Below are 13,285 nucleotides of genomic sequence, written 5' to 3' on the forward strand. Positions count from 1 at the left end.
CGGCCTCACGCCCGGACGCGCCATGAAAAACGGGCCCCGCGGGGCCCGTGCTGCGTCCGCCGTCGGGACGGCGTCGGAATGGCGTGAACGCGACGGCCAGGGATCAGCCCTTCACCGCGGCGCGGAACTCCGCGTCGTCCAGCAGCTTGCCGATCAGCGACTTGTAGAGCGCGCCGTACTGGTTGATCGCCATGGGGATGGCGATCCCGCCGACGAAGCTCGACTCCCAGCTGGACTCGGCGGCCAGTTCCTTGTCGAAGACCTTCTGGCCGTTGCGCTTGACGACGAAACGCGCCGCCAGGCGGCCGGTGCCGGTACCGATCGCGGCGTCGACGCGGCTGTCCGTCAGTTCGCCTTCGATCACGACCTGGCTGGCCGGATCGAGCAGGCCGGCGCCCTTGAGTTCGGCGACCAGTTCATCGCGCAGCTGCGCCGAGAACGTGCCCGAGCTCGGTTGCACCGACGAGCCGCGCAGGCCGCCGAGATCGGTATCCATCGCGGCGGGCTTGCCGGCGGCCAGCTTGAAGCTGCCCACCTGGGACGGCGCGGCCTTGGCGGCGCGCAGCTTCTCGACGTTGGTGGCACTGGCCGACGGCGTGGGCAGCTTGGCGGTCATGCAGGCGGTCAGCGCGGCGGTGGCGGCCAGCACGACGGTGAGGCGGGCGGCACGGATCAGGAACGGGGTCATGGAAGTACTTTCTCGGGACTCGAAAAAAGGTGGGAAGCGGGGAACGGGCCCCACGATGGACAGGCAGGACCGGCGGGCCGGCCAGGCCCTTCGATCAGCGGAAGGCCGGATCGTGCGTCACGTCGTTCAGCACGTTGCTGACGACCTGTCGCGTGATGCGCGTCATGGCGGCATCGATGCTGTCGGCCTTGGTGGCGCCTTCCGGCGACGACTTGGCCCCGATGGTGGACCACAGGATCCCCCGGGACTTCTTGACGACGGCCTCCGCGGCACCCGGCGCGCGATAGGTCGCGGTGCACAGGTAGCCATCGCCGACCTGAGAGCCGGCCAGACCGAAGGTCAGCCCCGTGACGAAGCCCTTGGCGAAGACGTCGTCGGAGGTCGGCACGTTGTCCAGCACGATGCTGAGCGACGCGCCGCCATCCACCGGCGTCTCGGACACGCTGCTGAAGACGCCGCTGGCACGGACCTGGTCCGCGATGCGGCCTTTCAGCACGGCGGTGCCCTGCTGGTTCGGGACGCCCTTGGTCTGGAATTCGAAGAACAGCTGGACCGGCTTCGGTTCGGCGGGCTTGGCGAACTGGCTGGCCGCCACTTCCGCCGGCCGGTTGTCGACATAGACGCTCATGCAGCCGGTCAGGCCGACGGCGAGCGCGAACGCGCCCAGCACGCGCGCCAGACTGGCGCCGCGGACGATGATGCTCATGCGTGGATCTCCCTCGTGGAACGCGTCCGATGTGTGTTTGGAATGCGACGGACGGCGTACCGCAAACTATATCGAGCCTGGGACTTGTCGCATCCGGGGCCACCCGAAGTGGGGGCCCAGTACCATCGCCGCCATGCTCACCGCGCTGGACCTGACCCTTATCTATCTGATCGCCGCCGTGCTCGGCGTGGTGGTGTGCCGTTCGCTGAAGCTGCCCCCGATCCTGGGTTATCTGGTCGTGGGCGTGGTGATCGGGCCGAACGCGCTGGCGCTCGCCAGCGACGTGCCGGGCGTGCAGCACCTGGCCGAGTTCGGCGTGGTGTTCCTGATGTTCGTGATCGGCCTGGAGTTCAACCTCCCCAAGCTGCACAGCATGCGGTCGATGGTGTTCGGGCTCGGGCTGCTGCAGGTGGTCGTCACCATCGGCGGGACGATGCTGGGCAACGTCTTCCTGCGCTGGCTGTTCGGGATGCTGGGCTGGGCCTGGGATCTGGGGTGGCAGGGCTCGCTGGCGCTGGGGGCGGCGATGGCGATGAGCTCGACCGCCATCGTCGTGAAACTGATGTCCGAACGCCTGGAACTCGAGAGCGAACACGGCCGGCGCGTGATCGGCGTGCTGCTGTTCCAGGATCTGGCCGTGGTGCCGCTGCTGGTGCTGATCCCGGCGCTGGGCGGGAGTGGCGCCGAGATGATCGAATCGCTCGGCTGGGCCGCCTTGAAGGCGGTCGTGCTGCTGGTGCTGCTGCTGACCGGCGGCCAGCACCTGATGCGGCGCTGGCTGACGCTGGTGGCGCGGCGCAAGAGCCAGGAGCTCTTCATGCTGAACCTGCTGCTGGTCACGCTGGGCCTGGCCTGGTTGACCGAGCACGCGGGGCTGTCGCTGGCGCTGGGCGCGTTCGTGGCCGGCATGCTGATCGCGGAGACCGAATACAAGCACCAGGTGGAACTGGACATCCGGCCCTTCCACGACGTGCTGCTGGGGCTGTTCTTCATCACCATCGGCATGCGGCTGGACTGGCAGACGCTGGTCTTCCAATGGCCGCTGGTGATCATCCTGACGCTGGTGCCGACGCTGGCGAAGTTCGTGCTCGTGGCGGGGCTGGCCAAGCTGTTCCGCGCGCCGACCGGCGTCGCGCTGCGCACCGGCCTGTACCTGGCGCAGGCGGGGGAGTTCGGCTTCGTGCTGCTGACGCTGGGCGCCCAGCAGAACCTGATCGCGGCGCAGTGGGTCAGCCCGGTGCTGGCGGCGATGGTGCTGTCGATGCTGTTGACGCCGATCATCATCGAGCACAGCAACCGCATCGTCATGAAGCTGTCGGCCAGCGACTGGCTGCTGCAGTCGGTGCAGCTGACGACGATCGCCAAGAAGTCGATCAAGACCGATGCGCACGTGATCATCTGCGGCTACGGCCGCAGCGGGCAGAACCTCGCGACGCTGCTGGAGACCGAGCACATCCCCTACATGGCGCTGGACCTGGATCCGGACCGCGTGCGGCAGGCGGCGGCGGCGGGCAAGAGCGTCGTGTTCGGCGACGCGGCCAGGCTGCCGAGCTTGATCGCCGCGGGCCTGACGCGGGCCAGCGCGGTGGTCATCTCGTACCACGACACGGCGTCGGCGCTGAAGGTGCTGCACGAAGTGCGCGGGCATGCGCCGCACGTGCCGGTGGTGGTGCGCACGATCGACGATACCGACCTCGAGAAGCTGCGCGCCGCCGGCGCCACCGAGGTCGTGCCGGAAGCGATCGAGGGTTCGCTGATGCTCGCGAGCCACGCGCTCGCGCTCGTCGGCGTGCCGATGCGGCGGGTGCTGCGCATCGCGCGGGATGCGCGGGATCGCCGTTATGGACTGCTGCGCGGCTACTTCCACGGCGCGGACGACGACACGTCGGAAGAGCGCGATCAGGCCCGGCTCCAGTCCATCAGCCTGCCGATGGCCAGCCTCCTCGAAGGACGCACCCTCGGCGAGATCGGTCTCCTGGCCTGGGGCGTCAGCGTGGTGTCGGTGCGCCGGCCCAACGGGGCGGTGAAGGACGCCAGCGACGACCTCGTCCTGCAGGGCGGCGACACGCTCGTCGTGTCAGGGACGCCCGAGGCGCTCGCGCGCGCTGAACACGGGTTGCTGGTCGGCTGACAACGCGATCTGCGTTTCGCCGGTGGCCTCCGACATCACGGCCGGCATCAACAACCGAGAACCCTCGCGGCTCAGGTGACCCTGGTCACGGTAGAGCGGCACACCGTCGCGCTCGACCTGGCACGTCGTCCCGTCGCACAGCAGCGGCTCGAAGCGCAGCACCGGCAGGCGCGCGTCCGACTTCGCCAAGTCGGCGATGAAGCGGTGCTCGGCGGCGCGGCGGCGGTGATCGTCCGCTTCGCCGATCACACAACCCGGCGTCGCTCCTATCGTCCAGCGACGCGCCTGACGTCGCTCCAGGCATCCTGCGACGTCGAAGGGCGCAGACGGCGGCGGCGCCACCACCATCACCCGCTTGCCCATCGCACGCAGCCGCTTTACGGTCTCGCCCATGTCGACGAGCAGCGCCGCGCGCATCGCCGGCTCGCCGCGCAGGCGTTCCCCGCCACGGGTGCGCTGGAGTTCGTACTTCGCGTCGTCCAGGTACTGCGTCAGCAGGCTCGACAAGACCACCGTGTCGATCTCCGGATGCCGCTCCAGCCAGCGCAGCACCGACGCGTTGAAGGCCTGGCACTGCTCGATCCACGGCGACGCGAAGCTGTTGCCCCGGCCCATCTCCGGCCGCACCGGCGTCAGGCCGGGGAACGGTCCGCAGGAAGACTTCGTCGCCTGCACCAGACCCTGGTCGCTGGCCACGCGGACCAGCCCCGGCACCAGATGCATCGCGTAGGAGTCGCCCCACACCAGCCACCTCGCGCCGCGGCGCGTGCGGCACTCCTCGCTGCCGTCGAAGGGTTCCTCGGCATCGCAGTTGGCGGACAGCCCGTAGTTGGCCTTGCGCAGTTCAACGAAGTCGATCGAGCCCGGCGCGGGCTTGTGCAGGGCCAAGGCCATGCCGCCGACCGCGAGCAACACCGTGCCGGTCCCCAGGATCAGCGCGCCGCGACGACCGGTGAGCAGCGCCTTGGCCGGCCGCTCGACGGCGCGGTGCAGCGCCCACGCCAGCGGGAAGGCCAGCAGCACCGCCCCGAAGCGCCAGGCCATCAGCGCGTGCGGATCGGCCTTCAGTCCGACCCAGGCGTTGTGAAGGATCGCGATCAGGGGCCAGTGGACGAGGTACAGCGCATAGGACCAGTCGCCGATGCGCACCAGCGGCGCGGCCGCGCGCGGCAGGCTTGCGGGCTCGCGCAGCAGCAGGACCAGCGTCGCCAGTCCGACGATCAACGCCGCCGGCCCGGGATGCGCGGTGCCGAACCACTGCGGCACGATCGGCACGGCGAGCAGCAGCGCCCATGCCGGCCACGCGAGCCATCGCAGGGTCCGCTGCGCGGACCCCGTGCCCGCCCGCACACGCGTGCCGCTCATCAACGCGCCGATGGAGCCAAGACCCAACTCCCACGCGCGGGTCGGCAGCAGATAGAACGCGCCGCTGGCGTCGATCGGCTGCCACCAGAGCAGCAGGCCGAGGCTGGCCGCCGTGACGACGATCGCGACGCCGGCCCTCAGGCGCGCGGGGCTGAAGGCCAGCAGCGCCGGCAGCACGAGGTAGTACTGCTCCTCGAGTGCGAGCGACCAGAAGTGCAGCAGCGGCTTGAGGTCGGAGGCGCCCTGGAAGTAGCCGGTCTGCCGCCACAGCACGAGGTTGTTGGCGAAGCCCAGCGCACCGAGCAACTGGCCGACGAAGTCGATCTGCTCGCTGCGGTTGAGCGCCCACGGCGCGGCCATCAGGGTCGCGCCGAGCACGACATACGCCGCCGGCAGCAGCCGTCGCGCGCGGCGGCCGTAGAACGCGCGGAAGCTGAAGTCTCCGCGCTGCAGCGCGCGTTGGATCAGCCCCGTGATCAGATAACCGGAGATGACGAAGAAGATGTCGACGCCGAGGTAGCCGCCCGACGCGCCGGGGATCTGCGCGTGATACAGCAGCACCCACAGCACGGCGATCGCGCGCAGGACCTGGATGTCGTCGCGCAGCGCGACTTCACCGGCCGCGTGCGGGCCGTGCGGGCGATGGAACGGCGTCGCGGAGGAGCTTGTCACCAAGGCGTCAGAACGAATCAAACAGGAGGGCGCGATTGTGGCGCGTGAATAGCGATCCCCCGCGGCCGTCGCGGCTCTGATTTGGGATGCATCGCTAGGCGCAAACCGGAGCCATAGCCCAGCTATGGCGAGGATTTGCAACGACGCGAGGCGCCCAAAGCAGAGCTGCGACGGCTGCGGGGGGTTGCCGCCTGCGTGACAGTGCGGCCTCCATCGTTGCGCCACACTGCCAGCCATGTTGGACACCCAGCCCCGCAGCCCGCAACGCCGCCGCATCTATCTGATGCGCCACGGCGCGGTGACCTACTTCGATGGCACGACGGGCCGTCCGGTGCTGCCGGAACAGGTGCGGCTCAACGACGACGGCATCGCCCAGGCGCAGGCCGCCGGCGAGGCCTTCCGCGCGGCGGGCGTGCGCTTCGACCGCGCGATCGTCTCGGGACTGCCGCGCACCGTCGAGACCGCGGACCTGGTGCTGCGTCACGCCGGCCAGGCCGACCTCCGGCCGCAGACCTGGCCCGAGTGGCAGGAGATCCGCGGCGGCCGCCTCGGCGACATCGCGGACGCGGACCTCGCCCAGGCCTTCAACGGCCTGCAGCGCAGCCCCGTCACGGAGTCGCAACGTTTCCTGAACGGCGAGAGCGTCGGCGAGCTGCTCGATCGTGTGCTCGGCGGTGTCGCGCGGCTGCAGGCCGATCCCGATTGGGACTGCGCGCTGCTGGTCCTGCACGGCGTCGTCAACGCGGCCATCCTGTCGCACGCGGTGACCGGCGGCCAGCGCGTGATGCTCGGCAGCTGGGTCCAGTCGCCCGCCTGCATCAACGTGCTGGACGTCGCGCCGGCCAGCGGGGATGAGCCCGCGAGCTGGCTGCTGCGCGTCTGCAATTTCGCCCCGTCGCATCCGCTGCATGCGGATGAGCGGGCCACCACGATGGAAGCGCTGTACGCGCAGTACCTCCGCTATCGCAGCCAACGCGGCTGAAGGACCTCCCCATGAACTTCGACTACAGCCCCAAGGTTGAGCAGCTGCGCGAGCGCCTGCTCGCGTTCTTCGACGAGCACATCTATCCCAACGAGAAGCGTTACCACGAGGAGATCGAGGCCAACCGCCGCGGCGGCAACGCCTGGATCCCGACGAAGGTGATCGAGGAGCTCAAGCCCAAGGCGCGCGCCGCCGGGCTGTGGAACCTGTTCCTGCCGCGCTCGCCGCGTGCGCCGGAGGGCCTGTCCAACCTCGAGTACGCGCCGCTGTGCGAGATCATGGGCCGCGTGTACTGGGCGCCCGAGGTCTTCAACTGCTCGGCGCCGGACACCGGCAACATGGAGACCATCGAGCGCTACGGCAGCGAGGCCCACAAGGACCGCTGGCTGGAGCCGCTGCTGCGCGGCGAGATCCGCTCCGCCTTCCTGATGACGGAGCCGGACGTGGCCTCGTCGGACGCGACCAACATCCAGTGCCGCATCGAGCGCGACGGCGACGAGTACGTCATCAACGGCACGAAGTGGTGGTCGTCCGGCGCCGGCGATCCGCGCTGCGCGCTGTACATCGTGATGGGCAAGACGAATCCCGACGCGGGACGCCATGAGCAGCAGTCGATGGTGCTGGTGCCGGCCAACACGCCGGGCATCACGGTCAAGCGCCACCTGAGCGTCTTCGGCTACGACGACGCACCGCACGGTCACATGGAGATCGAGCTGAAGAACGTGCGCGTGCCGGTGGACGACATCCTGCTGGGCGAAGGCCGCGGCTTCGAGATCGCGCAGGGCCGCCTCGGCCCGGGACGCATCCATCACTGCATGCGGTCGATCGGCGCGGCGGAGCGCGCGCTCGAGCTGATGTGCCAGCGGGCGATCTCGCGGGTCGCCTTCGGCAAGACCATCGCGCAACAGACGGTGACGCAGGAGCGGATCGCGGAATCGCGCTGCAGCATCGAGCAGGCGCGCCTGCTGACGCTGAAGGCGGCCTACATGATGGACACGGTCGGCAACAAGGTCGCCAAGGCCGAGATCGCGATGATCAAGATCGTGGCGCCGAGCATGGCGCTCAAGGTCATCGACTGGGCGATGCAGGTCCACGGCGGCATGGGCGTCAGCGACGACACGCCGCTGGCCTACATGTGGGCTGGCCAGCGCACGCTGCGCTTCGCCGACGGTCCGGACGAGGTCCACCGCAACTCCCTGGCGAAGCTGGAGCTGGCCCGCCACATGACCCTGCCCAACGCGGGCGACATGCCGATCACCCGCGGCGGCTGAGCTTCCCGTACACCGTCACGCACAAAGCGTGGCATCACACCAACGGGGGGACGTCGCAGGAACCCGCTTCTCCCCCCGGAGAGCGGTTTCCATCACGGAGCGCGGTGGCTAGGATCAGCCACCCTTTTTTCCGGACGCCCTCCCGCGCGCCGCTCCCGCGATGAACCGATTCGCCGAAGTCCGCACCTGGCCGCTGCTGGCGTTCGCGCTGCTGGTCGGCCTGCAGGCCATCGTGCTCACGGTGACCCTGGGCGGTTATGCGGTGGACGGCTGGCTGGCGTGGATCGGCATGGCCTCGCTGGTCCTGACGGTGGCGCTGGCGGTGGCGGTCGTGTCGACGCTGGCTCGCACGCAGGCCCGGGCCAAGCTGGCGCAACGCACGATGGAGGAAGCCATCGACGCGCTGCCGGCCAGCGTGGAGATCTTCGACGCCGAGGACCGCCTGATCGCCTACAACAAGCGCCTGGTGGAGATCTATCCGCACATGCTGCGGCACTTCCAGCACAAGTGCACCTTCGAGGACCTGGTGCGCGAGTCCCTCGCCCGAGGCGGCATCCCCGAGGCCCGCGGCCGCGAGCCCGAATGGCTCGAGGAGCGCAAGCAGGCGCGCGGCCAGCAGATGTCGCCGCTGCTGCAGCGGGTGCACGACGACATGTGGCTGCGCATCTACGAGTCGCGCACGCCGTCGGGCGGGATCGTCGGCGTGCGGATGGACGTGACGGACCTGATCCACGAGCAGCAGCGCCTGGCCGCCAGCCGGGCGCAGCTCCGCGCGACGATCGAATCGGCGGCCAACGGCATCCTGACGCTCGATTCGGGCGGGCATGTGCTGGAAGCCAATCCGAGCTGCGAGCTGCTGTTCGGCTTCACCGCGGCAGAGCTGCAGGGCGTGCACATCGGCATGCTGCTCGGCGCGGCCACCGCGACGGCTCCCGAACCGGGCGCAACACCTGACGCCGCGCTGGACCCGCGCTCCCTGCTCGGCCAGCCGCGCGAGTTCACGGCGCGGCATCGCAGCGGCGAGGCGCTGCACCTGCAACTCGCGCTCGCCGAGGTCCGTACCGACACGATCCATCTGTATGTCTGCATCGTCACCGACCTGACCGAGCGCAAGCGCCAGGAGGAGCGGCTGCGACGCGCGAACGAGCTGCTCGCGCGGCAGTCGACGACCGACGGCCTGACGGGCGTGGGCAACCGGCGGCTCTTCGACCAGCTGCTGCAGACGGAATGGCACCGCGCCACCCGCGCGAACCGGCCGCTGGCGCTGTTGATGGTCGACATCGATCACTTCAAGCAATACAACGACTGCTACGGCCACGTCTCGGGCGACGATTGCCTGCGCCGCGTCGCGACGCTGCTGCGCAGCTGCGCGGGCCGGGGCGGTGAATCGGTCTGCCGCTACGGCGGCGAGGAATTCGCGGTGCTGCTGGTCGACACCGACCTGGCCGGCGCCCAGGTCGTCGCGCAGCGCTGCCTGGACAGCGTGCGGCTGGCCGCGATCGAGCATGTGGGTTCGCCGGTGAGACGCTCGGTGAGCCTGTCGATCGGCGTGGCGTCCTTCATCCCCCAGAACGGCGACGCGGCACAGCGCCTGATCCAGACCGCGGACTCGGCGCTCTACGAAGCCAAGCAGGCGGGACGCGCCCGCCTGATCTGCCAGCAGCAGACGGCCTGAAACGGCGGCGCAAGAACGGCGCATCGGCGGCGGATTGACGGCGCGACAATCGCTCCCATGCCGCACGCCGACCCCACCCTGGATCCGATCGTTTTCCTCAAGCAGCAGATCCGCACCGTGCCGGACTGGCCTTCGGCCGGCGTGCAGTTCCGCGACATCACACCGCTGCTGTCGAATCCCCGGGCCTTCCGCGTGCTGATCGACCAGTTCGTGCATCGCTACTTCGACGCCCGCCCGGATGCGATCGCCGGGCTGGACGCACGGGGCTTCATCATCGGCTCGGTGCTGGCGTATGAGCTCAACGTCGGATTCGTGCCGATCCGCAAGAAGGGCAAGCTGCCCTTCACGACCGTGCAGGAGACCTACGAACTGGAGTACGGCAGCGCCACGGTCGAGATGCACACCGATGCGGTGAAGGCCGGCGACCGCGTGCTGCTGATTGATGACCTGATCGCCACCGGCGGCACGATGATGGCCGGCAAGCGCTTGCTGGAGCGCCTCGGGGCCGAGGTCATCGAAGGCGCGGCGATCGTGGACCTGCCGGAGCTGGGTGGCTCGAAACGCCTGCGCGACGGAGGACTGAAGGTGTTCTCGCTGGTCGACTTCGAAGGGCACTGAGCCCGGTCACTTCCCGATGCAGAACCTGCTGAAGATCTCCCCCAGCAGGTCGTCGGCGGTGAACGCACCCGTGATCTCGCCCAGCGCGTCATGCGCCAGGCGCAACTCCTCCGCCATCAGATCCAGCGCCGGTGGTTGCGCCTCGGCCTGGAGCAGCGCCAGCTCGATGTGCTCGCGCGTGCGGCGCAGCGCCTGCACGTGACGCTCGCGGGCGATGAAAAGCCCTTCCGGCACGGCGTGCCAGCCCACCTGCTCCAGCAACTTGCGCCGCAGCACATCCAGGCCCTCGCCCGTCTTCGCCGACAGCGTCAGCGCGCCCGCGGGCAACGATGCCGGCGCGTGCGCATCGGCCTTGTTGTAGATCTGCAGGATCCGCGACGGATCGACGCTCGCGAGGCGTCCGCGGATCTCGGCGTCCTCGGACTCGTAGTCCGCATGGCCGACGCGTGTCAGGTCGTGCAGGAACAGCACCACGTCCGCATCCGCGATCGCATCCCAGCTGCGCGCCACGCCGATGCGTTCGACCTCGTCCTCGGTGTCGCGCAGGCCGGCGGTGTCGCTGATGTGCAGCGGCACGCCTTCGATCTGGATCGTCTGGCTCAGCTTGTCCCGCGTCGTGCCGGGAATCGGCGTCACGATCGCCAGCTCGGCGCCGGCCAGCGCATTCAGCAGCGAGCTCTTGCCGACATTCGGCTGCCCCGCCAGCACGACCTTGATGCCCTCGCGCAGGATCGCGCCCTGCCGGCTGCGGTCCAGCAAGGCTTCCACGCGCACCAGCAGGCGCCGCAGCTTGCCCAGTGCATCGGCCTGCTCAAGGAAATCGATCTCTTCCTCCGGGAAGTCCAGCGTCGCCTCGACGAGCATCCGCAGCTGGATCAACGCATCGCGCAGTCCGCCGACCTCGCCGCTCAGCGCGCCGGCCAGCGCGCGACCGGCGCTGCGCGCGGCGGCTTCGGTGCTCGCATCGATCAGGTCGGCCACCGCCTCGGCCTGCGCCAGGTCCAGCTTGCCGTTGAGGAACGCGCGCCGCGTGAATTCACCGGGCTCGGCCAGACGCATCCGCAACGCGGGGTCGGCTTCCAGGCATCGCGCCAGCAGCAGCTGCAGCACCACCGGTCCCCCATGGGCCTGGAGTTCCAGCACGTGTTCGCCGGTGTACGAATGCGGGGCCGGGAACAGCAGCGCCAGGCCGTGGTCGATCGCTTCGCCCGAGGCGCTGCGGAAGGGCAGATAGGTCGCCTCGCGCGGCTTCAGCGCCCGGCCGCAGATCGCCGCCACCAGCGGGGCCAGGTCTTGCGGCGCGGACACCCGCACGATGCCGACGGCGCCTCTTCCTGGTGCGGTGGCGATGGCGGCGATGGGATCCTGATGGCGCGACAGCATGGAGGCGATTGTCTCGCAGCGCCCATGAAAAACGGCGATGCGCCCGGGGGCGGCATCGCCGTTGTCGTGAATGGCGCGGGGTAGGCCTCGTCGCCGTCTCTCGTGAGCCGACGCCTGGCGCCTCCGGTTCTCCACCACCTCAAGCCGGGTGGAGAAGCGACCCCCGCATGCATCCCATTAAGCGCTCGCGAGCGGGCGAAAAAAAGCCCCCGGTGTGCGGGGGCTCGGGGCTGCGCGTGAGGAATTGCCGAACCCCTCCCGCGACGGTCACCCTTATTTCTTCACGGCCGCTCCGCCGATCTGCTTGTTGATCATCCATTGCTGGGCGATCGACAGGATGTTGTTCACCAGCCAGTAGAGCACCAGGCCCGACGGGAAGAAGAAGAACATCACGCTGAAGGCCAGCGGCATGATCCACATCATCTTGGCCTGCACCGGGTCGGCCGGTTGCGGGTTCAGCCACACCTGCAGCAGGCTGGACGCCGTCATCAACAGCGGCAGCGGGCCGATGGGCGCGCCGAACAGATGACCGAACAGGCTGTCCGGCTTGGACAGGTCGTGGATCCACATCACCCACGGGGCGCCGCGCATCTCGACGCTGGACAGCAGCACCCAGTACAGCGCGATGAAGAAGGGCATCTGCAGGAAGATCGGCAGGCAGCTGCCCAGCGGATTGATCTTCTCTTCCTTGTAGATGCGCATCATCTCCTGCTGCATCTGCTGCGGCTTGTCCTTCATGCGCTCGCGCATCTCCTGGATGCGCGGGTTCACCGCCTTCATCTTGGCCATGCTGCGGTACGCGCTGGCGTTCAGGCCGTAGAACGCGGCCTTCAGCATCACGACCAGCAGGATGATCGCCCAGCCCCAGTTGCCCAGCAGCGAGTGCAGGACGTCCAGCAGCCAGAACAGCGGCTTGGACAGGATCTTGAAGATGCCGTAGTCCTTCACCAGCTCCAGGCCGGGCGCCAGGACTTCCAGCTTCTTCTCTTCCTGAGGACCCACGTAGAGCACGTCGTCCAGCTTGGCCGAAGCGCCGGGCGCGACGGTGGCGAAGTTCATCACCACGCCGGCGGTGTACAGGTTCTCGTTGAGCGGACGGACGTTGAACTCGCGCGGGCCCGCTTCGTTGCGGATCCAGGCGCTGACGAAGTAATGCTGGACCATCGCGACCCAGCCGTCCTCGGCGTTCTTCTCGTACTCGGCCTTGCCCTTCTTCAGGTCGTCGAAGGCGAGCTTGTGGTACTTCGCCTTGTCCGTGTAGATCGCGGGCCCCGAGAACGAGGTCGGCGCGAACGACGGGCCGGTGTGGTCGATGTGGCCGTCGCGCACCAGCTGCAGGTACAGCTGCGGCGTCACCGGCGCGGCGCCGGTGTTGGTCACCTCGTGGTTCACGCCGATGGCGTAGTCGCCGCGCTTGAAGGTGTAGGTCTTGATCAGCTTCACACCGCCCTGGTCGGCTTCCAGGCGAACGGTCAGCGCGTCCTGGCCGTCCTTGAGCTCGCGCGGGCCGTCGACCAGCGTCAGCACCGTCTGGTCGCTGGGCGCGTTCGGCACGTTCAGCAGGCCGGAACGGGCGCTGTAGTTGCGGATCGGGTCCAGGATCACGACGTGGCCGCTGGGATTGGTGTCGTCGGCGTGCTTGAGCAGCTCGACGCGCACCAGGCTGCCGCCGCGGGTGTCGATCGTGGCCTTGACCACGTCGGTGGTGAAGGTGACCAGCTCGTTCTTGATCGCGGCCGGGGCGGCGGTCCCACCGGCGGCGGAGGCGCCGGCGGCGACCGGCAGCGCGGCGGC

10 protein-coding genes are annotated in these 13,285 nt (G+C 69.1%); 5 read left to right on the plus strand and 5 right to left on the minus strand.

The genetic code is table 11. The annotated features are described in order from the left end of the window. Window positions 1-103: 103 nt before the first annotated feature. The gene (locus VF536_RS07450; RefSeq protein WP_331614180.1) at window positions 104-688 is read right to left on the minus strand and encodes a hypothetical protein; all 585 of its coding nucleotides are present in this window, start codon (window positions 686-688) and stop codon (window positions 104-106) included. Between the two features lie 94 nt (window positions 689-782). Continuing rightward, a complete protein-coding gene (locus tag VF536_RS07455) occupies window positions 783-1,394 on the minus strand; it encodes a hypothetical protein (protein ID WP_331614181.1) in 612 nt (203 codons plus the stop codon). A gap of 133 nt (window positions 1,395-1,527) precedes the next feature. On the opposite strand from VF536_RS07455, the gene VF536_RS07460 reads away from it, so the two are divergent. Continuing rightward, the gene (locus VF536_RS07460; protein ID WP_331614182.1) at window positions 1,528-3,525 is read left to right on the plus strand and encodes a cation:proton antiporter; all 1,998 of its coding nucleotides are present in this window, start codon (window positions 1,528-1,530) and stop codon (window positions 3,523-3,525) included. Here VF536_RS07460 and VF536_RS07465 read toward each other — a convergent pair. Next, entirely contained in the window at window positions 3,472-5,562 is a 2,091-nt protein-coding gene (locus VF536_RS07465; protein WP_331614183.1) for an acyltransferase family protein, read from the minus strand. The two genes, VF536_RS07460 and VF536_RS07465, sit on opposite strands and share 54 nt — an antisense overlap. 235 nt (window positions 5,563-5,797) lie before the next feature. Between VF536_RS07465 and VF536_RS07470 the strand changes: the two genes are divergently transcribed. From VF536_RS07470 to VF536_RS07485, 4 genes are all read left to right on the plus strand, one after another. After that, window positions 5,798-6,544, plus strand: a complete 747-nt coding sequence (locus VF536_RS07470) for a histidine phosphatase family protein (RefSeq protein ID WP_331614184.1) — start codon at window positions 5,798-5,800, stop codon at window positions 6,542-6,544. An 11-nt stretch (window positions 6,545-6,555) separates the two neighbouring features. Next, on the plus strand, window positions 6,556-7,815 hold the full coding sequence (locus VF536_RS07475; protein WP_331614185.1) for an acyl-CoA dehydrogenase family protein: 1,260 nt from the start codon (window positions 6,556-6,558) through the stop codon (window positions 7,813-7,815). 160 nt (window positions 7,816-7,975) lie between these two features. Further along, window positions 7,976-9,490, plus strand: a complete 1,515-nt coding sequence (locus VF536_RS07480) for a sensor domain-containing diguanylate cyclase (protein ID WP_331614186.1) — start codon at window positions 7,976-7,978, stop codon at window positions 9,488-9,490. Window positions 9,491-9,547: 57 nt separating this feature from the next. Beyond that, window positions 9,548-10,108 carry an adenine phosphoribosyltransferase gene (locus tag VF536_RS07485; RefSeq protein ID WP_331614187.1) on the plus strand — a complete coding sequence of 187 codons (561 nt, stop codon included), beginning with the start codon at window positions 9,548-9,550 and terminating at the stop codon, window positions 10,106-10,108. Window positions 10,109-10,114: 6 nt separating this feature from the next. On the opposite strand, the gene mnmE is transcribed toward VF536_RS07485, so the two are convergent. Continuing rightward, complete coding sequence (gene mnmE / locus VF536_RS07490) at window positions 10,115-11,491, minus strand: tRNA uridine-5-carboxymethylaminomethyl(34) synthesis GTPase MnmE (protein ID WP_331614188.1); 1,377 nt, start codon at window positions 11,489-11,491, stop codon at window positions 10,115-10,117. A gap of 273 nt (window positions 11,492-11,764) precedes the next feature. Then, window positions 11,765-13,285 (minus strand): membrane protein insertase YidC (gene yidC / locus VF536_RS07495; protein ID WP_331614189.1); only part of this gene is annotated, 1,521 nt, incomplete at its 5' end.

It is taken from the genome of Roseateles sp. (assembly GCF_036486225.1).
Taxonomy (GTDB): Bacteria; Pseudomonadota; Gammaproteobacteria; order Burkholderiales; family Burkholderiaceae_C; genus Roseateles.